The organism is Methylomagnum ishizawai (assembly GCF_900155475.1).
GTDB lineage: Bacteria > Pseudomonadota > Gammaproteobacteria > Methylococcales > Methylococcaceae > Methylomagnum > Methylomagnum ishizawai_A.
In genome coordinates this window covers 155589-175994 of sequence record NZ_FXAM01000003.1, presented here as the reverse complement: position 1 = coordinate 175994, position 20406 = coordinate 155589, and the positions used below count along the sequence as shown (strand labels likewise).

General features: G+C 61.0%; 11 protein-coding genes and 2 pseudogenes. All 13 read right to left on the bottom strand.

Going from position 1 to position 20406, the window contains the following annotated elements; all coding sequences use genetic code 11:
• Positions 1-13 precede the first annotated feature (13 nt).
• Positions 14-1192 (bottom strand): glycosyltransferase family 2 protein, encoded by a 1179-nt coding sequence (locus B9N93_RS22830; RefSeq protein ID WP_085216688.1) that lies wholly within the window; start codon positions 1190-1192, stop codon positions 14-16.
• A gap of 109 nt (positions 1193-1301) precedes the next feature.
• Positions 1302-2693 carry a hypothetical protein gene (locus tag B9N93_RS22825; protein WP_125469179.1) on the bottom strand — a complete coding sequence of 464 codons (1392 nt, stop codon included), beginning with the start codon at positions 2691-2693 and terminating at the stop codon, positions 1302-1304.
• A gap of 12 nt (positions 2694-2705) precedes the next feature.
• Entirely contained in the window at positions 2706-3950 is a 1245-nt protein-coding gene (locus tag B9N93_RS22820) for a DegT/DnrJ/EryC1/StrS family aminotransferase (RefSeq protein WP_254899512.1), read from the bottom strand.
• Positions 3925-5322, bottom strand: coding sequence for a flavin reductase (locus B9N93_RS22815; protein WP_085216685.1), 1398 nt, complete (start codon positions 5320-5322; stop codon positions 3925-3927). Before B9N93_RS22815 ends, B9N93_RS22820 begins: the two co-directional genes overlap by 26 nt.
• Before the next feature lie 179 nt (positions 5323-5501).
• Positions 5502-6464 (bottom strand): NAD-dependent epimerase/dehydratase family protein, encoded by a 963-nt coding sequence (locus B9N93_RS22810; protein ID WP_085216684.1) that lies wholly within the window; start codon positions 6462-6464, stop codon positions 5502-5504.
• 34 nt (positions 6465-6498) lie between these two features.
• On the bottom strand, positions 6499-7122 hold the full coding sequence (locus B9N93_RS26750; protein WP_085216683.1) for an acyltransferase: 624 nt from the start codon (positions 7120-7122) through the stop codon (positions 6499-6501).
• Positions 7123-7300: 178 nt separating this feature from the next.
• Positions 7301-7399: pseudogene (locus B9N93_RS27025) on the bottom strand (N-acetyltransferase); the annotation flags it as partial.
• A pseudogene (locus tag B9N93_RS27020) lies at positions 7376-7789 on the bottom strand (acyltransferase); the annotation flags it as partial. The pseudogenes B9N93_RS27020 and B9N93_RS27025, both read right to left, overlap by 24 nt.
• Before the next feature lie 166 nt (positions 7790-7955).
• Positions 7956-9059 (bottom strand): DegT/DnrJ/EryC1/StrS family aminotransferase, encoded by a 1104-nt coding sequence (locus tag B9N93_RS22795; protein WP_085216681.1) that lies wholly within the window; start codon positions 9057-9059, stop codon positions 7956-7958.
• A 4-nt stretch (positions 9060-9063) separates the two neighbouring features.
• Positions 9064-10092 (bottom strand): Gfo/Idh/MocA family protein, encoded by a 1029-nt coding sequence (locus tag B9N93_RS22790; protein ID WP_085216680.1) that lies wholly within the window; start codon positions 10090-10092, stop codon positions 9064-9066.
• A 163-nt stretch (positions 10093-10255) separates the two neighbouring features.
• Positions 10256-10795, bottom strand: coding sequence for an acyltransferase (locus tag B9N93_RS22785; RefSeq protein ID WP_085216679.1), 540 nt, complete (start codon positions 10793-10795; stop codon positions 10256-10258).
• A 23-nt stretch (positions 10796-10818) separates the two neighbouring features.
• A complete protein-coding gene (locus tag B9N93_RS22780) occupies positions 10819-14016 on the bottom strand; it encodes a DUF4082 domain-containing protein (RefSeq protein ID WP_085216678.1) in 3198 nt (1065 codons plus the stop codon).
• Positions 14017-14128: 112 nt separating this feature from the next.
• Positions 14129-20158 (bottom strand): DUF4082 domain-containing protein, encoded by a 6030-nt coding sequence (locus tag B9N93_RS22775; RefSeq protein WP_085216677.1) that lies wholly within the window; start codon positions 20156-20158, stop codon positions 14129-14131.
• Between the last annotated feature and the right edge of the window lie 248 nt (positions 20159-20406).

Below are 20406 nucleotides of genomic sequence, written 5' to 3'. Positions count from 1 at the left end.
TAATCGAAGCCTGCTACCGGCATAGGTGACGTAGCGGCGAGCCTAGCGAGCGGGTCCAGGCCTGTAGTTTATAAACCGAGCGTTTCAGCATATTTCTCATGGCATTGCCGGGTTTGCCCAAAGCCATCAGTGCAAGTTTCAGGTAGACCTTGGGCATCATGGCATCGTGCTTCAGACTGGCCCAATAAAATCTCCTAGTCGATACGTTATCGCCACGATGGTAATAGCGGTCGCCGACCCAGGCGTAGGTCCGGGATTTAATCCATAGCCGTTCCGCTTCGATGGCGGTATTACGCGACACGGATTGCTCGAATCGCTCTAGCGTGATAGACCAAGTACCGGAGCGATATTGTTTCCCAAAGATATGTCTGGAATATTCCATGCTGATGGCATCTAGGCAGATTTTATGCACCCCAGGAATCCTGGCCGTTTCCGCTTTTTGTTTGATTAACCATGGCACCGCGATATCAGCCAATATGCAGTTTTCGATCTTTTGTTGATTAATCAATTGGGTACAGCTAAGCGTGTGCTGACGGTAACAGACCATGGGTTCGGCAAAATAAACGACATCGTAAAATAAAGCGAAAACGGCCCATAAATACCAATCCCCGGCCCAGGTCAAATCGATCTTAGTACCTTCCAAGCTGAAGTCCAAAGGGAATAAGCCAATGTTTTCATAGCATTGCCGTCTGACCATGCCGGAGGCCGCAATGATCGAGCAGCTTTTGCCAATGGTCTTCAGGAAAGTATGCCCATTAACGATTTCATCATGGGTTCCATAGACTGAGCCTTCTATGATCCCGGTTTCTTGCCCATCGACGACACTGATACCAGGGCAAAAGGCGTAGCCGATATGTGGGTTTTTTTCTAAAGCATTGATATATCTTTGTAAAATATGGCGGCTCCGTAAATAATCATCTGCGGAGATTAGCCAAATATATTCTCCTTTGCTTAGGGTTATTCCTTTGTTGTAATTTCTAAGTACTCCAAGATTGGATTCATTGCGGATGTATCTTATCCTGGAGTCGATCAATGATTTTGCTATTTCCTCCGTATGATCCGGGGAGCAATCATCCATGATGAGTAACTCGAAGTCGGTGAAGGTCTGGGAAAGTATTGACTGTACGCATTCATTGAGATAGCCCGCCAATTGATAACAGGGTACAACGAAGCTTACCTTGGGTGCATCCATGAATATTCTCCTAGTGGGTATTTCAGAGCATTTTCAGTTTAGTGAATATCCGGCGTAGGCTGGGCATGTAGTCATGCCCAGCCTACAGGGAAGGTGAAAATGCTCTAATCTATTTTAGATGGCTGGGATTATTGATATATCGGCTATATACGATGCCCTTCGCTGCGGAGTGCATAGATACATCATTGATGTCCATGGTCTGGGTGGATTCCAGTCCCATCATATATTTCTGGGATAGGCTTGAAATGATTGCGAGCTGCATCAAAAATACCATATAGATTTGATCGAAGTAGGTAATGCCAATCCAATTGGCGATATGTCCAGCCAGCATCGCGCCCAAGCCCCAAAGCAAAAGTTCGGAATCTCCCGGCGTCCGCGTGTTCCGGCGGATTGAAGCCATGGTACCGCCCAAACCTTTGAACGCTTTGGCCAACATGGCAATATACAGCAGCATGGCCAATAAACCGGCATCTATCCCATGGGCTAGGAATTGATTGGTCATATCCACCGCTCCTTTGACCAAATAGGGAAACCAATCCCGGGTTCCCTCCAAAGGCATACCGATCAACCACCATTGGTCGATATTCCGAAAAGCTACATCCATCAAATAGGAGCGATGCCAGCCATCGCCGCCGGTAATCGAACTCAATCGGCTGGGCAAATACCAAATCGGGGAATTCATGACCAAGGAAAGCAATATCAATACGATAACGATCATCCGTCTGACCAGGGCCATATTTCCGCGGACGGTCCATAGCGACCAAGCAAGCAGGGTCAACATGACAAAATTCACGGGGCCGCCTGATCCCGCCAGGAATACGATACCCAGGCATAGGCCGATTCCAGCTAAGGCATGGAAACGGTGGTTTCCGGTCAATGCCAGACCGATATATAAAGGGAGGAAACTGGCCCCGAGCGTGCCTAAAAGCGAAGGATGGGTGAAACTACCCCGGCACCTTAAGCGCTGGCCGTCGATCCAAAGGTCGGGATATGCGCCCACGATGACCAGCGGATTATGACTGGTGATACGCTCGATTGAAACCAAAACCAAATACGGAGCCGTGATAAAAACCAGATTCTTCAACAGCGCTATGAAGTCGCTTTGATCGACCAATAATCCTCGGCAACTGATATAAAAAAACAGGGTATCGATCCAACAGCCGAGTTTATCCATCAGGCTGACTTGGGTGATACCAGACCCCGTACCATAGCCCAAGCCAGAGCGTGTGACGAATATCAGGGTGATATAGCTATAAGCCAGGATCACGGATTTATCTAGGCGATTGAACCTGGACCAGGAAAATTCCCCACGCCCCATTGCCCGAAGAAATCCAACTAGGCCCAGTAGGCGCATCGGATAGATATGTACGCCCAGGTCGATGGATTGCCCTTGGGTCAGATATAGCACTCCGGCCATCAAACTCAAAGCGGCCCAGCGGCGCGGTGCGAACACCACCAGTACTACCAATAGTCCGAGTATTCCTCCCCCGATGGCATTCATGGTATGCCTTAGTTACCGATGCACCAAGGCGCTTTCCAAAGCCGCTACCACTTGATTTTGTTGCTCGAAGGTTAGTAGAGGAAATAATGGTAAGATAATAGTATGATCCTGGGCAGCCTCGCTGTGCCACAATGAAGGACAGCGACCCGGTCCGCATATATGACCCCGATACGCCGTGCCACAGGTCCAGGTACCGGGTGGATGGGCGGATTCACGGTGGGCGCACATGACACCACGGCGGGTGGAAACCCCCATATCCAGCATATATTGCATGACCCGGCGCTGGTCCTTTCCTTCCGGCAACCGGACCGAATAACTTTGCCAAGTACTGCGTGCCCATTCGGGTTCCATGGGCGGTATTACCCCTGGAATATCCGAAAGCAGGGCGCGGTAGCGCGAGGCCAATTCACGGCGGCGCCCCACCAAGTCCGGCAGACGCTTCAATTGTTCCAAGCCAATGGCAGCTTGGATATCGGTCATGCGATAATTAAAGCCGAGTTTTTGATAATCCTCGAAAATCACCTGGGTGGATTGATGGCGGGCGGTATCCGGCACGCTCATATAATGCTGCCTAAGCCTACGTAAATTATTATCCAACTCTGGGTCTCGGGTGGTCAACATACCACCCTCACCAGTGGTAATGACCTTGCGCGGATGGAATGAAAAGCAAGCGATATCTCCATGGGGCTGGCCGATTTTATCCCAGCGACCATTGATGCGGATTTCGCTGCCGATACCGCAGGCGGCATCCTCGACTACCCGTAGACCATAACGGGCCGCGATTTTGACGATCCTCGGCAGGTCGCAGGGCATACCCAATTGATGTACACAGAGTATGGCCTTGGTCCGGTTGGAAATCGCCGATTCCAGTCGTGCCGCATCTAGGTTATAGGTCTCGGGGTCTATATCCACAAAAATGGGTTTGGCACTGCAATAACGGATGGCGTTGGCCGTGGCGATAAAGGAATGACTGACGGTAATAACCTCGTCGTCCACGCCTACGCCCAACGCTAGCAAAGCTAGGTGCAAAGCTGCGGTGCAATTGGATACGGCACAGGCATGTTCCGCCCCGACATATCCAGCAAAAGCACGCTCGAATTCCGCGACCTTCGGACCTTGGCTGACCCAGCCGGATTTTAAGACTTCGATGACTGCGGCGATTTCACCTTCGCCTATAGAGGGTTTTGCGAATGGAATATTTATCATGGGATTGATCGATGGATTACAAGGATTAATCAGAGGGTTCCATGCTGACATCAGCCCATGGGAACCATTCCAAAGGATTTTCCGGCGTCAAGCCGGAATGTACCCTAATCCGCTGGACCTCGCCCAAAAGCATAATATGGGTACCGAGTTTGATTTCCCCGATGACTTTGCAATCGTAATGTATGGGTAAATCGTATAATACGGGAGCCCACGGGCTTTTCCCGATCCTAAGGCCGCTACGCTCCGCTTTATGGGGATCGTTCGTGATTGAGATATTACCGGTATACCTGATAGCGTTGGTGACAACCGGGTTGATGAAGGGCACGCCGCAACCGAATTTACCGCCGATCCTGATAATGTCCAAACTGGCCCTAGGGGCGTAGCGCTCATTGATCTTGGCATAAGAGATACAGGGCGCGACCACCAAGGGATGGCGGCTAATAATGGTGGTGGAACCGCAAGGCATGATATTCGGGGTACCATTTTCCATCCATGAAGTAATCATGCCCGCTGAGGAAGGGAAAAAACAGGGCCAACGCGCCCGATCGTTATCCACCTCGATTTGATCCTCGGGCAAGGGTGGCAGGTATTTAACCGCCATGCCGTCCTTGACCAAATCGGCCTCGAAGGCAATGGTTCCAGCGGAAGGGAAGGTATAATGTGGGGTATAGCCTTTGCGGTAGCGATCTCTTCCTATGTCGGCTCCGCCGCCATTGAAACCTTGTTTCTCAACGGGATGGTTCCAATCCGGGAGGCTGCGCCATATGATTTTATTCCTGCCATCGGCGATATCTTGCCGTAATTGGATCGCGGTGATTTCCAGGAAATAAACCCGGTGACTGCCGACATCGACCCAGGGTTCTGGATAAATGGGTTGCTGATCGAAATCCTTGCCGGGCTTCACCAAGACGGCTTCATAGACCAAATAAGCCTCTTTGAATACCGGTGCATTGTTGGTAAGGGCTTTACGCGTGGGGTTCCCGGTCGCTTTAATCCTGGTATCTGTTTCCAGGTCTGGAACCGTGGCTATCGCTCGCATGGTGGCGTCCAAGGCCCGGCCAGGAGCTAAGAATTGCACGGCGACGCCTTTTCCAGATTCCAGTATTTCCGTGAATACGCTGCGGGCATAATGGCGGTCTGATAAGCTTTGCTTACAGAAACTCAGGGCGATCACATAAGGGAAACGGTTGACGATGGATGCGCCCACGACTTTTTCCAATCCGGCTACCGGGCCATCCGCTGTAGTGACCAAGGCGATGGGCGATGGGAAGAAAGCAGGCCACCGGCTATCCTCGGATAATTCCTCCAAAGCTTCCGGCATGGTACGGATATAAGCGTCGTCGTCTTGGAGTTTTCGCCATTGATCGGTGTTGAGGGATTCGGGCTGGGGCCAGATATATCGATAATCCTTTAAAGCATTCATCACGATCCTCGGTTTCTAGCGCATTTTCACGTTATTTGTAAGGTGGGTGCGTATTCGGTACCCAGCGGGATGGCTGAACATACATCCAAACCGAAAATGCTCTAGTGGGAGCTGGGAATACCAATTTTCCATCGGCCCCAATCATTAGCCTTTCGATCAAGCGCCGCCGTGGCGGGATTTTAAAAAGCCCGCTGCGCCCGCCACCATTCCACCAATTCGGCCAAACCCTGTTCCAGGCGGATTTGTGCCTCGAATCCCAAAACCGCTTGCGCCTTTTGAATATCGGCCAAGCGCCGCCGCACCGGATTCACCTTGCGTTCCGGTAAACATTCGGTGGGTACCGTCGAACCCATAACCCGCGTCAAGGCCGCCGCCAATTCGGCCAAACTGGTTTCAATACCGCTCGCCACATTGCATACCTCGTCGCTGGCATCGCTCGCGGCGGCCAATACATTGGCGCGGGCCACGTCGGTGATATAGACGAAATCCATGGTTTGCGAGCCATCGCCAAAAATCAGCAGCGGTTCGCCCGCCGCCAAGCGTTCCATCCAGCGGATCAATACTTCGGTATACACTCCATAAATATCCATGCGTGGTCCGTAGACATTGAAATAGCGTAGGGCGATATAATCCAGGCCGTACATTTCGTGGAAACTTCGGAGCAAACCTTCATTGAAAACCTTGGCGGCACCATATAGCGTGCGATTATGATAGGGATGATGGGATTCGGTGGTGGGAAACTCGTCGGCCATACCATAAATCGAGGCCGAGGAGGCCGCGACGACTTTTTGCACGCGATGGCGGACACACATTTCCAAAAGCTCATAAGTGGCATCCACCATGGTTTCCAGCGCCGCCCTGGGTTCCTCCGCGCATTGGGTGATCCTGAGAGCGGCTTGGTGGAAGATAATATCGCTATCGCTGACTAATTCTTCCATCAAGCCCCGGTCGCGGATATCCCCTTCCACCAATCGCACCGTGTTTTGGGTCAAAGCGGTGGCCAGGTTTTCCGGGCGGCCACGGACCATATTGTCTACCGCCACGATTTGGGCGCAGCCCTCCCGGCTCAACAGGTCGATGATATGCGAACCGACGAAGCCTGCCCCACCCGTGACCAGGATTTTTTTATCTTGTAATTTCATAATTTATGCTCCTTGATAGGCGTTCCCAGAAGAACTAAGCCCATTCCACATTTTCTTTGATGACTCTGGCGGGAATACCTCCTACCAAGGCCTTGGCTGGGACATCTTTATTGACTATTGCTCCGGCAGCAATGACGGCACCGTCGCCGATATTCACGCCCTTGAGGATGATGGCGTTCATGCCGATCCATACATGGTTGCCGATGGTGATTGGTTGGGTTTTGGCGTGGGTAAAATTCATTATTGAATGGTTATCAGAATCCCGGATAGTGACGTTTTCTGCGATGGCGACGTCGTGGCCTATCTTGATATGGCTGAAACAGGCTATCGAGCTATTGCTGTTGACATAACCGCTGCCAAGTTCCAATTTGGCCCCTTGATCGACCACCACCCGGCAACCGGTATAAAACCGGAAATCGCCGTCCACGCTCACGCTCGCTTGATCCCAAATCGAAAATACGCTTTGGAGCAGGCCGTAGGCGGGCCATTTGACGCCGATGAATAGCCGGCCCCCGCCTTGGAGACGGGCTGTCCTTTTAATGGTGACTAGGGCTTTCCTGAAAACCAGGAATTTAAAGGTGTTTTGATTGAGGAAGTTGATCTGCAAAGTGTCGATGACGGCGATATGGTTGAGGTTTTTCAAGATGAAGAGGACCATTTTGAAACCTTCAAATTAAACTCGATGCCGCAGCTTCAAACTGCGTTGTGCGTTATATCCCAAGCTTGGCTTGGAAAAGGGCTTTCGCCTCTCGACAAGCGGGGCTTGGGGGCCGGTGGAGTGGCGGTGTGGGTTATTCCGCCGGATTGTCCATGGGGTTTCCGCCGTTTTCTCCGTCGCGCCAGCCGATAACCCTGGCCGGGACGCCCGCCACCTTGGCGAAGGGTGGTACGTCGCGCTTCACCACCGCGCCGGCCCCGACGATGGCCCCCTGCCCGACCGTGACGCCGGGCAGCAAACAGGCATTGGTGCCGATATCGGCCCAGGCTTCCACCCGCACCGGCTTGATTTCCAAGTCGGTCTGGATCACCGGGATGTCCAACGGCAGGCCGGTATGGGCCGAACCCAGCACCTTCGCGCCCGGTCCCCAGCCCACATGGTCTTCCAGCACGAGGTCGCGGGCGTCGAAATAGCTTTGCGGGCCGATCCACACTTGGTCGCCGATCCGGCAACGGCCATCGCAGCGGCCTTGCAGATAGGCTTGGGCACCGATGAACACGCCCTCGCCGATCTCGAAGGTTTCGATGTGCTTGAAACCCACGCCCGGTTCCACCCGCAGGTTGTCGCCGCAATCCAGGGCCAGCGCCCGCCAGAACACCCGCCGCATCAATACATCGAAACCGCCGTAGCCGTAGGCGAAGCGGCCATAGAGTTCCAACAAGGCTTCGCGGCTATGACCGGCCCGCAAATCTTCGGCCAAGGCCGCGACATAGGCGGGATCGGGTAGGTTTTCCCTCAGGCCATGCACGGCTTTGATGATCCGGGCGGTGCCGCTAGCCATGGGCCAGGGCCTCCCACACCGCCGCCGCCACCGCCTCGACCCGCGCCGTCCCCAGTTCCGGGAACATCGGCAGGGACAGGGTTTCCTGGGCGATGCGCTCGGTCGTCGGCAAGTCCCCGGCTTGATAGCCGAGATTGGAATAAGCCGGTTGCAGATGCACCGGCACCGGGTAATGGATGCCGGTCTGTATTTCGCGCTGTTGCAGGGCTTTCAGCAGCTTATCGCGCCTGGGGCTGCGGATGGCGTAGACGTGGTGGACCGAGCGGCCCCAGGGCGTGAGCGCCGGGGTTTCGACCGGGCAATCGCCCAGCCATTGGCCGTACAGCGCCGCCCATTGCCGCCGCGCCGCCGTCCAATCGTCCAGATGGCGCAGTTTCACCCGCAGCACCGCGCCCTGGAGACCCTCCATCCGGTAATTGAACCCCTTGATGACATGGCGGTATTTGTGCTCCTGGCCCCAGTCGCGCAGCATCCTCAGGGTTTGGGCGTAGTCCTCGTTGTCGGTGACCACCATCCCGGCCTCGCCATAAGCGCCCAGGTTCTTGCCGGGATAGAAGCTGAAGCAACCCAGGTCGCCGAGGGCACCGACCCGGCGACCCTTGTACTCGGCCCCGTGGGCCTGGGCCGCGTCCTCGATCACCACCAGGCCCCGGCGGCGGGCGATGGCCAGGATCGGGTCCATATCGGCGGGTTGGCCATGGAGATGCACCGGGAGGATGGCCTTGGTGCTATCGGTGAGGACGGCTTCGATCCGTTGGGGGTCCATGTTCTGGGTGAGGGGGTCCACGTCCACGAACACCGGGGTCGCGCCCGCGTATTCGATGGCGGCGACGGTGGCGACGAAGGTGCAAGCCACGGTGACGACCTCGTCGCCAGGGCCGACCCCCGCCGCCAACAAGGCCAGGTGCAGGGCGCTGGTCCCGGAATTCACTGCCACGCCGAAGGTCGCCCCGCAATAGGCGGCGAATTCCTCCTCGAAGCAGGCCACGTCCCGGCCCAGGGTGTATTGGGCGCTATCCAGGGTCGCCAGCACGGCGGCTTGGATGTCGTTTTGGATGCTGTGGTATTGGGTTTTCAGGTCGAGGAAGGGAATCATGGGCTTAGCTCCGGGCCAGTTCGACGGGATTGCCGCGCTCGCGCAGCGAACGGGTGGCGGCTTCGAGGATGCGGACCACCCTCAGGCCCGCTGCCCCGTCGCTGGGCGAGGCTTCGCCCTGGTTGATCGAGTGTCCGAAGCCTTGCGCCTCCACCCGCAGGGCTTCGGCGATTTCCAGCCGGGGCGCCCACATATCGCCGGAGCGGTAATCGATCAGGGCTTGATAGATATTCTCCTTATTGCCATTGGTACCGTTCAGGGTGATTCCTTTATCGTAAACCTTGATTTTCTCGCTGGGCTCCAAATCGTCGTACACCACCATCCGGCGGCTGCCGCCGATCAAGGTCCGCCGCATTTTCACCGGGGCCAGCCAATTCACATGCAAATGGGCGATGGCGCTGTTTTCGAAAAACACGGTCAGGAAAGCGATATTGGCCGGCTGGCCCTCGACATGGTTGATGCCGGTGGCCGAGACCGCGACCGGGGCCGCCGGGAACACATAATCCATGATCGACAAATCATGCACCGCTAAATCCCATAGCACGCTAATATCGGGCTGGAACAGGCCGAGGTTGATCCGTACCGAATCATAATAATAAAGATCGCCCAATACCCCCTCGCGCACCAAATCGCGGATTTTCCGCACCGCCCCGGTATAGATGAAGGTATGGTCTACTTGTAGAATCAGGTTGCGTTTCCGGGCTTCCTCGATCAGGCGCTCGGCCTGTTCCACGGTTTCGGTAAGGGGTTTTTCGATGAAGACATGTTTTCCAGCCCGCAAAGCCCGCAAAGCCAGCTCGAAATGGGCGGATACCGGGGTCGCTATCGCCACGGCGTCGAGATTAGGATCGTCGAACAGGGTTTGGCCGTCGGCGCTAGTTTTGATGGCGGGATAACGGGCTGCGGCCAGGGCCAGCCGTTTGGGATTGATATCGCTGATCCAGGTGACTTTGAATTCCGGGGTTTCCGAGAAGTTGCGGACCAGGTTCGGTCCCCAATAGCCATAGCCGATAATGCCTATCTTGATGCTCATCTTTATCACAGCTCCTTTGTGATGGTTAGGCAATTTCCAGAAAAGGATATCCCGGTAGGATGCGCTGAACCTGCTCAGCGCTTTCGAACGATGCGTTTGCCATCGTCAGTGATTGCTAGGGTTGGCAGTTATTCCATGCCCACCCTAGCTTGGTTGAATAGGTTTAAGGCTGCCGGTCGCTGATACGGAACCCCCCTGATTTAATACTATCCTTGCCGATCCCCATACGGTTTTTTTCCCGCACATCTCCGATGATTTCGGCGGGCACCCCGGCCACGATCTTATAAGGCGGCACATCGCGGGTCACTACCGCCCCGGCCCCGATCAATGCGCCTTCGCCGATGGTGATGCCGCAAAGTATCGTGGCGTTGCTGCCTATCGAAACCCGGGTTTTGATCCGGGTGGGGACGACTTGCCATTCGGCCTCGGTCAATAACTCCCCATGCTCGTTCACCGCTTTGGGGTAGACATCATTGATGAACATCACGCCATGGCCGATGAAAACCCCATCCTCGATAGCCACGCCCTCGCAGATGAAACTATGGCTGGATATCTTGCAATAAGCACCGATGCTGGCCCCTTTCTGGATTTCTACGAAAGTGCCGATCTTGGTATTCTTGCCGATTTCGCAACCGTAGAGATTGACGAGGTCTGGTTGGGGTATGCTGACGCCGATTTCTAGTTTAACGTTATCACTTATCATGGTTTTTATCCAGGGGTTATTATTCAAGGGATGAAAATGATGTCCACCCAATAGTTGGTATTATTCCAGGTGAGGTTGGGGAATTTGCGGGTCGTGGTATAGGCGTAGACGCCATTGCCTGCGGATATCGTACTCGCGGGCGCGTGCAGGGGCGGACTATCCTGGCCCTGGTTGGCGAAATAACCCTGGTCGGCGCTATAGTGGCCGGTATTGGTATGGTAGGAGGCCACATAAACCGTATTGGCCGCAATGGCCACGGGGGCGGCGAAATTCACCGTCTGCCAGCCGGAGGCGGTTTCTCCGCTGAAGGTGGCCGAAGCCAGCAAGGCGCCACTGCCAGACCAGAGGTGGGCGGTATGGGTGCCGGTATTGGTGGCGGCTTTGTAGAAGCGGAGGCCGGTGATCCGGCCCGCGCTATCGGATTTGAAGCGCACGCCCAATTCCACGGCGCTGTCGGGGCCGTCATCGGCCACGCCCGGCACCGCCGCCCCGAACAAGCTGGTGTTCGCCGCCGGGGCGGCGACGGTGATACTGAGGGGTTGACTCGCGCTTAAGGAACGGCTGTCGGTGGCCTTCACCGTGAAGCCGTAGCCGCCCGCCGTGGTGGGCGTGCCGGAGATCGCGCCGCCGCCGGAGAGCGCGAGGCCGGGCGGCAACGCGCCACCGGCAAGAGACCAGGTATAGGGCGCGGTGCCGCCGCTGGCCGTCAACGTGGCCGAATAGGCCGTCCCGGTGGTGCCATTGGGCAGGCTGGCGGTGCCGATGGATAACGGCGCTGGGCCGGGCGTGAACACCACGTCCACCCAATAATTGGTCGAGGCGTAGCTGCTGCTGGGGAAGCCCCCGGCCGCGCCATAGGTGTATACGCCGTTGCCGCCCGCGGTCGTGCCGCTCAAAGCGTGCAAGGGGTTGTTGTCGCGACCGGAACTGGCGAAATAGCCTGCGTCGGCGGCGTAATGGCCGTTGGGCGCGAAATAGGCGGCGACATAGGTCATACCCGCCGTGATCGCCACCGGCGTGACGAAGTTGGCTTGTTGCCAACCGGAGGCGGTTTCCGCACCGAAGGTGGCGGAGGCCAACAAAGTGCCGCCGCCGCTCCACAGCTTGCCAACATGGGTGCCGGTGTTGCCCGTGCCTTTATAGAAGCGGATGCCGGTGATAACGCCATCCACGTCCGCCGTGAATTTCACGCCGAGTTCGACGGCGGCGGCATCGCTATCGGCGGCGACGCCGGGCACGGCGGTGCCGGGCCAGATCGTACAGGGACAGGTCGGTGTGCCGCCGCCACCGCCCACGGTTACGCCGACGCCCGCCGCGGGGGTTTCCAGGTTGCCGCTGTCGTCCACGGCGCGGCTGCGGAGGCTGTGGGCGCCACTGCCGGTGGCGGTCCAGGCGTAGCTCCAGCTACCGCGCCCGCTGGCGGGATGCCAAGTCGCGCCGCCATCGGTCGAAACCTCGACCCCGCCCACCACGCCGCCGCCGCTGTCGGTCGCCGTGCCGGAAATGGTGACGGTGCCGCCACTGGCGACGTTCGTCCCGTTGGCCGGGGCGGTGATGGCCGAACTGGGCGCGGTATGGTCGGTCGAGGCGGTGGCTGCCGCGAGTCCCGCCTGTAGGTTGGCCGGTTGCGCCCCCATGTCCGCCAACAGGTTCACCGTGGCTTGCTGCATCGCGGCATGGGTGGTGGCACCCAGGGCGGTATTGTCGTGGTGGTTGTCCAAGCCCCAGGACCACTGGTAGGTGCCGCTGGAAAACACCAGGGCGCCGCTGGGGGCGCGGTACAAGGTCATGGCGTGGGTGGTGGTGCCGCCACCGTAGGTCACGCCGTAATCGAGCAGGAAGTTGGAACCGTCGGTGATGGGGTTGGCGGACAGCCGGACCAGGCCCGGCGGCTGGACGCCGTTGTCTTCGGGCACATCGATCTCGGCCCCCAGGCTGCCGGGGGCCAGGGCCATCGCGCCGCTGGTCTGGGTCGCGACATGGGTGCCGCGCCAGAACCGCAGCTTGCCCTCGGCGGCGGGCACGCTGATGGCGTAGTTGCCGGCGTTGAGGCGGAAGATATTGCCCTTGACCTCGTTCTCCGGTTCGCCCCCGTCGGCGGGCGGGCTGGAACTGGGGTCGCGCCAGGTGCCGGTCCAGACGAAACCGCCGGCCGGGGAATCCTTGGGATCGGTGATGTCGCCATAGGTTTCCTTGTAGCAGACCAGGGTGCGGTAGGGCGTGCCGCTGGCGTCGAGGCTGTTCTCCCAGCGGGTTTTCCAGAACAAGGTATTGCCGCTGAAGAACGCCAGATGGACCCCGGCGTCGCGGGCGGCTTCGACGTTGGTTTTCTGCCCGGCGGACCAATATTCGTCGTGGCCGTTGGACATCCAAACCTTGTGGTTCAGGATCAGGCCGCCGTTGCGGTCGGTGTCGGTGTCGGTGGAATAGGCCACGTCGTAGCCGTTGGCCTCCAGCCAGCGCACCATCGGGTATTCGGCGTTGAATACCCAATCGTTGGATTCGAACACGCGGGTATGGAAAGGCCGGTTATAGCTCACCTTGTAGGCGCGGCAAGAGGCGACCCATTGCCCGCAACGGGTGTCGGTGTAGAGGTTCTGGCCGTTGATGCTGTCGTTATAGGCTTGCCAGGTGGTGTCGGAAGCCTGGAACAGGATATCGGCGTGGCGGGCGTCGTCGCGCACGATGAAGAAGATATGGCTGGCACCGGGCGTGGTCGCGTCCTCGCTGACCAGCTTGGCGAAATAAATGCCGGAAACGGCGCTGGCGGGCACGGTCCAGGTGGCGGAAACCGCCCAGTTGCCGCAATCGTACAGCCCGGTGCCGACCTCGGTGAGGCAGGGGGGCTGGGTTTGCGGAAGGCGGCCGGCCGGAGGCCGCAACGTCGCGACCCGCCGCGCCCCGTTCCCTTGGTAATACCCCATGCGGTAGATATCCAGGCGGTAGGCGCGGGCGGCGGTCTTGACCTTGAAATTGACCGTCCCGCCCAGGTTCACGCTGATATTGTCGGCGAAACCCTGGATCGAATCGTCGCCCGCCCCGTCGATATCCCAGCCCGAAGCGCCGGACAGGCAATTCTCCACGGCGACGGGATTGCCGGTACAGGCCGCCCAGGCTCCGCTCCCCGGCCCGGCCAGGGCATAGCACAACAGCCCAAGCCGCACGGCTCCGGCCCGGCCCGGCAGCCGGCCTTCCCCCCTGGTGTTCGATCTTTCCATCATCGTTGTTCCTCTGGTTGTTGGAGGCTTCGAGTCCATGCCCGTCCGCCCGGCGCGTTTCCGCTATGCATGCGGGGATACCGATGGCCAAGCGCCGCCGGCTGACCCGCCACCATCACCGGCCCTGCTTGCTGGCCAGCGTCCGGGTGAACACCACATCCACCCAGTAATTGGTCGAAGTGGCCGCCCGGTTCGGGAACACCCCGCCGTTGCCGTATACGAACACCCCATCCGGGCCCGAGGCACCGTTCCGCAAGGCATGGAGCGGAGGCGCGTCCACGCCGCCGGCCTGGAAGTAGTTGATGTCTTCGCTGTAATGGCCCGTGCCGGTGTGGTAGGACGCCACATAGACCGTGTTGGCGGCGATGGCGACCGGCGTGGCGAAATCCGCCTGTTGCCAGCCCGAGGCGGTTTCATGGGCGAAGCTGGCCGTCGCCAGCCGGTTGCCATTGCCGCCATTCCAGAGATGGGCGACATGGGGGCCGGTGTTGGCGGCGGCCTTGTAGAAACGGATGCCGCTGATCGCGCCCGCCACATCGGATTTGAATTTCACCCCCAGTTCGACCGGGCGATCCGGTCCCGAATCCACCCGCCCCGGTACCGCCGTGGCGGGCCAGATCGAGAAACTCGACGGCGTGGCCCCCACCTTGATGCCCAGGGTCCGGGTCGCGCTGCTTTCGGCGGCGGTCACCCGCACCGTGAAGCTATAGGTTCCGGCGGTGCCGGGCACGCCGCCGATGACGCCACTGCCGCTATCCAGGCTCAGCCCGGCGGGCAGGCCGCTCCCGGTGGCCAGGGACCAGGTATAGGGCGGACTGCCTCCGGCGGCGGTCAGGGTCGCCGCATAGGCCGCGCCCACGGTGGCGTCGGGCAGGCTGCCGGTGAGGATGTTGAGAGGGCCGGGTTGCGCCATCAGGCTGAAGGCCCGGTTGGCCACGGTGCCGGTGGCATCGACCACCCGCACCGTGAAGCTGGCCGTGCCCACCATGGTCGGGAGGCCGGTCAACTTGCCGGTGGCGGAGTCGAGGGTGATCCCGGTGGGCAGGGCTCCGGCGCTGATCGACCAGGCATAGGGGGGCAAGCCGCCGCTGGCCACCAAGCTGGCGGTGTAGGCGAGGCCCACCGTCGCCGGGCCCAGGTTCGTGGTGGTGATGGTGGGCGGGCCGGGCACCGGGTTGGAGAACACCACGTCCACCCAATAATTGGTGGCCTGGTAGCTGTCGCTCGGAAAGACCGGGGTGGTGCCATAGGCATAGACCCCGTTGCCGGGCTGGACCGCCGCGTTGGTCGGGGCGTGCAGGGGCGGATTGTCCACCCCGCTGGCGGTGAAGAAATTGTTGTCGCCCGCGTAGAAGCCGTTGGGCGCGTGATAGGAGGCGACATAGGTCGTGCCCGCCGTGACCGCCACCGGGTTGGCGAAATCGACTTGTTGCCAGCCGCTGGCGGTTTCGTTGGCGAAATTGGCCCGCGCTAGGAGTTGGCCGCCGCCGCTCCACAGGCTGCCGATATGGGTGCCGGTATTGCCCGCGCCCTTGTAGAAGCGGAGCCCGGTGATCCAGCCGTTGGCGTCGGATTTGAATTGCACGCCCAGTTCCACCGGGTTCGGATCGTTGATCGAGGCGATGCCGGGCCGGGTGGTGGCGTCCCACAGGCTGCACGGCTGGGCGGCGCAAGGGGCGGTTTCGGTGGTGAAGGACCAAACCCGGTCGGCTCCGAGCGGATTGCCCGCCAGGTCGGTGGCGGGCGTGGTGCCGGTGCCGCTGAGGGTGGCGGTGTAATTGGTCGCGGCCACCAAGGGCGCGGTCGGCGTCAGGCTGGCCGTGCGGGTATAGGCCGAATAGCGGGGCCGCGCCGCCACCGCCGCCCCGTTGCCGTCGCGCAGCCGGAAACTGCTGGCGTTGATGCTGGCCGGGTCCATGGCTTCATTGAAAGCCACGCTGACCACGGCGGTTTGCTTGGCGGTGCCGCCGGCCGCGGGGGACAACTGGCCCGTCTGGGGCGGTGTGGTGTCCGCCGTGTAACGGGCGACATAGGTGTTGAAATCGGTGGGCCGGGTCGCGCCGGTCGCCACCGTGAATAGGGCGTATTCCACGCCATGGACTGGCCTGACCGAATAGGCCACCGCCGCCCCCGCCTTGGTGAGCCCGGCCAAGGTCTGGCCGGCGAAATGGAGCGGGAGCATGGCTTGCAGGCCGTTGGCCGGTTGTTTGCCCTGGGCGTCGAGTCCGGGCAGGGCGACGCCGAAGGTCAACTGCCCGCTGGTGGCGTTCCAACTCGGGGCGGTGAAGGCCGCGCCGTTCTTGCCGTCCAGCCAGCCCAGCATCTGGGCGGAAGTCACCACGGGGATGCCGCGGGTTTGGGCCGAGGCCACGGCGGTGGTGGATTCGGTTTCTATCGCCGTGTCGGTATGGGCGTTGAGGGTGTAGGCGCCATAGTCTTCCTCGGGACCGATGGCCCGGTCCAGCAGGGTGTTGATGGTGAAGGGATAGGTCTGGCCCGATTCGTCGGTCATCTGGCTGACCGCCAGGTAGTTGTCGATCAGGCCGCCGTTCGGGGCGGCGAAGCGCATGGGCGTGGCCGAGGCGGTGAAGAAGCCCGGACGGTCCTGCACCCACATCGGCGGCCAGAAGTAATAGCTGGTATCGAGGCGGATGCCGTGGTTGACCTGGACCGTGGCCCCGGTGGTCCAATCGCTCCAGGCGATGCAATGATGGCGCTGGGTGAGCGGGACGATCCCCGGATAGCGGGTTTGGAACGCGGCGAGTTGCTGGACGTAGAAGGCTTCCAGCGTGGCGGGGGTGAAATCGGCGCAATTGGTGTTGACATGGAGCCCGACCTCGAAGCCCTGGGCGGCGTAGGCGCTGGCCTGGGCACCGGTCAAGGGCGAATCGGGATAGAGATAGGACGTGCCCCGGACGCACTCCCAATTGTCGAGGTTGCAGCCTTGGGGGCTCAACGAGATGAATTGGTCGAAACGCCCGGCGGTGCCGCCGTTGGCGTGGTCGTCGCCGGTCATCACCACCGCCGCCTTCTTGCCGAAGGGCAGGTACCAGAAGCGCGGCAGCGGTTTCTTGGCCTGGTTCATGGCGAGGATGAGGTTGACCAACAGGCGTTGCTGTTCGTCGGCCTGGGGCACAGCCACCTCGCGCAGCAGATCGACCCAGTCCGCTTGGAAATCGAAACTGGCGTTGCCGTAGAACTTGTCGTCCGAACGGATCGGCGATAACCCGTCGCGCTCCTGGACGGCCCAGGCCGGATTGCCCTGGCGGCTGTAGACGATGGCGGTGGCGAGATCGTAGCCGAAGGCCGCGGCCAAACCGCCGCCCGCGCCGATGCCGCCGCGCAGGGTGATGGCGGAATAGGCGGTCGGGGTGGAGAAATCGCTATAGAGCCGGGCGACGCCGACGGTGCCGGTCCCGGCGGTGGGGGTGTAGGGATCGGCGGTGCCGTGGAACTGCATGGGTTGGCCGTCGTTGCCGATGCCGTTGCCGGGCAACTGGCCGTAGTTCACCAGGAGATAGCCGTCGGCGAGGCCGGTCCCGGCCGGGGTGATGCCCAGCAGGCCCGCCAACAGCGGGTCCGGGCGCATGGCGATGAGGTTGCCGCCGTCGTTGACCCAGGTATCGAGCAGCGTGGCCTGGGCGGCGGTCAGGGCCATGGGGCCGAGGATCGCCACGTCGTAGGCCGCGAGCAGGGCGGCGTTGACCGACCCCATCGGGCTGACGGCGAATTCGTTGAGTCCTTCGGCGCGGAGGATTTCGGTGTAATAGGCGCTGAAATCGGGGCTGACGCGGGCGGGGTTGGCGGGCGGGTCCGGGGTGATGATGAGGAGTGGACCGCCGGGCGCTGCGGGAATCGCCGCCTCGGCGGGTGGCACCAACCAGTCCAACACCCGGCCCAGCCAGATCAGCGCGGCCCGCGGTTCGGCCTGGGAGGTCTTGAACTTGCCGCCGCTATCGGTATCCCAATCGTCGAGCCGGTCGTCCTCGCCGCCGGTGAACAGGTGCCGGCCCTGGCCGAAGGCTAAGCCGTTGACCGGGCTGGTTTCGGCCAGGACTTTGCGGAGCTTGCCGTCGGGCAGGGACCAGATCGCCACCTTGGCATCCTCGCCCCCGCTGGCCAAGCGCTGGCCGTTGCGGCTGAAAGCCACGCTCCTGACGGCGGCGCTATGCCCGGAGAAAACCCGCACCAAGCGCCCGCCGGTTTCCCATAGGCCGACCAGGCCGTCGGCGGTGCCCACCGCCACCTGTTTCCCGTCCGGGCTGAATGCCAGGGCGTTGATCTCGGCCCCGCAAGGCAGGGTCCGCAGGGCTTGCCCGGTGTCCGCCGACCACAGGATCAGGGCGGTGTCGGCGGAACCGCTGGCGAGGATGCGGCCATCCGGGCTGAAGGCGAGGCTGTTCACGAAATCGCGGTGGCCCTTGAGGATGCGTTCCAGCTTGCCCTGGCCGTTGTAGTACAGGATGCGGGTGTCCTCGCCGGCCACGGCGATATGGCCGTCCGGGGCGGTCGCCACCGCCCTGGGGGCTTGCTCCGCGCCCCGCAGCACCGCCGTGGTCCGGCCACTGGTGGTGTCCCAGATCGTGGCTTCGCTGTCGCGGCCGATGCTGACCACGCGCTTGCCATCCGGCAGGAAGGCGGCTCCGGTGACGTTCTGGCCGTGGTGGCCGCGCAAGGTCCAGCGCCGCTTGCCATCGCTGCCGAGGATGCGCAGGGTGCCGCCCCGGCCGGTCGCGCCCAACAGGCTGCCGTCCCGGTTGATCGTCAGGGCCGTGATGCCTTTCCACTGGGCTTTCTTCGAGAATTTGCCAGGCTTCCGGTTTGGGTTCGCCAGGGCTGGGATGCCCGCCGCCGGGGCTGTTTGGGTGGCGGCGCGGGCCGTTGCGGCGGCGTTGGACGGGGCCGGGCCGACCGGATTGGCCGTGCTGGCCGCGGCCATGTTCCAGGCACCGCCCGCGACCGGGGCCGCGCCCTGGGCGGCATAGCGCGGTGCGCCATTGGGCAGGCTCCATACCGCGATCCGCCCGGATTGGCCCTGGCCGATCAACTCCGCTCCGCCCGCGGTATAGGCCAGGGTGGCGAGGGTGTCGCCGGTCGGGATCGGGGCCGCGACCAAGGCTCCGGTGCCGATATCCCACAAGGTGAGGGTCTGGTTGTCCGCCCCCAGGGCCAATACGCCGCCGCCTGGATCGAAAGCCGCCGCCGTGAAATGCACGCCCGCCCCCGCCGCCAGCGTTTGCCGCAAGGCGCCGTTGGCGCTATCCCAAATCCGCACCCGGTTGTCCGCGCCGATTCCGGCCACATGGGCACCGTCGGCACTGAAGGCCACGGCGTGTTGCTCCACCCCCTCCTGTTCCGGCAAGAGTCCGGGCCGGGGCTGGAGTCCGCCGCCGTCGAATTGCCACAGGCCGATCTGACCGTTCTGGGCGATGCCCGCCACCCCACCGCCGGGGCGGGTATCGACATTGCCGGGCAGGGCCGCGAGACCGGAAGCCACGGCGATTTCTTGCCCGGACACCGCGTCCCAGCGCTTGATCTGATTGCCGCCGCTGCTGACCAGGGTATGGCCGTCGGCCTCGAAGGCCAGGGTCGAGAGGGCCGCGCCCGCGTGGCCGGACAGGACGTGGTTCAAGGTACCGGTGGGGGTGTTCCACAACTTGATGAGATGGTCCTGGGCGCTGCTGGCGATGAGGCGGCCGCCGGGGCTGAAGCTCAAGAGTTCGATGGTGCCGCCCTGCCCCGCCGGCAACACCCGCCGCTCCTGTCCCGTGGCCGGGTCCCACAGCAGGATATGGCCATCGTCCAGGCCGCCGGCCAGGGTCGCGCCGTCGGGGCTGTAGGCCAGGCCGGTGACGCGGGCACCGGCCCGTCCCAGCAGGGTCGCCGGGGTCTGGTCGGTGGCGAGATCGTGTAGCTCGACCCAGCCATCCGGCCTGACGCTGGCGAGCCAACGCCCGTCGGGGCTGGCGGCGGTGAGGGTGAGGTCGTGACGCGCGGCCAGGGCTTGGTTCAAGCCCGAGGCGTCCGGGATGGACGGGGCTTGGCCGGTGGCGTGGCTATAGGAAATCAGCGCGGCCAATCCCCAAGCCATCGCCCAGGTCAGGCCGGAGCGCCCGCCCCGCGGTTTCGATGACGTCCTGCTCATCCGGTGAAACTCCTTTTCCGGCGGGCATTCCGGCCCGCGCGATTTATTGATTATCCCTTTTTCGCCGCCTTGGAAAATCCTCCAAGGATCAGCCAGCTTGTCCGCAGTTTACGGGTAAATCCATGGGCTGTGAACCCGTTAGGTATTCATACTGATCCCTGGCGCGGAACCATCGCCGTGGTTAAGTATATTGGTCTGCTTGATTCCCTGCTTCCCAAGCTGGCCGGACCTGTGACCGGCGGGATGCG

What these genes read in the sequence shown, in the direction of transcription:
- B9N93_RS22830 (WP_085216688.1), bottom strand. Translation starts at nt 1,192, where the DNA reads ATGGATGCACCCAAGGTAAGCTTCGTTGTACCCTGTTATCAATTGGCG.
- B9N93_RS22825 (WP_125469179.1), bottom strand. Translation starts at nt 2,693, where the DNA reads ATGAATGCCATCGGGGGAGGAATACTCGGACTATTGGTAGTACTGGTG.
- B9N93_RS22820 (WP_254899512.1), bottom strand. Translation starts at nt 3,950, where the DNA reads ATGTCAGCATGGAACCCTCTGATTAATCCTTGTAATCCATCGATCAAT.
- B9N93_RS22815 (WP_085216685.1), bottom strand. Translation starts at nt 5,322, where the DNA reads ATGAATGCTTTAAAGGATTATCGATATATCTGGCCCCAGCCCGAATCC.
- B9N93_RS22810 (WP_085216684.1), bottom strand. Translation starts at nt 6,464, where the DNA reads ATGAAATTACAAGATAAAAAAATCCTGGTCACGGGTGGGGCAGGCTTC.
- B9N93_RS26750 (WP_085216683.1), bottom strand. Translation starts at nt 7,122, where the DNA reads ATGGTCCTCTTCATCTTGAAAAACCTCAACCATATCGCCGTCATCGAC.
- B9N93_RS22795 (WP_085216681.1), bottom strand. Translation starts at nt 9,059, where the DNA reads ATGATTCCCTTCCTCGACCTGAAAACCCAATACCACAGCATCCAAAAC.
- B9N93_RS22790 (WP_085216680.1), bottom strand. Translation starts at nt 10,092, where the DNA reads ATGAGCATCAAGATAGGCATTATCGGCTATGGCTATTGGGGACCGAAC.
- B9N93_RS22785 (WP_085216679.1), bottom strand. Translation starts at nt 10,795, where the DNA reads ATGATAAGTGATAACGTTAAACTAGAAATCGGCGTCAGCATACCCCAA.
- B9N93_RS22780 (WP_085216678.1), bottom strand. Translation starts at nt 14,016, where the DNA reads ATGATGGAAAGATCGAACACCAGGGGGGAAGGCCGGCTGCCGGGCCGG.
- B9N93_RS22775 (WP_085216677.1), bottom strand. Translation starts at nt 20,158, where the DNA reads ATGAGCAGGACGTCATCGAAACCGCGGGGCGGGCGCTCCGGCCTGACC.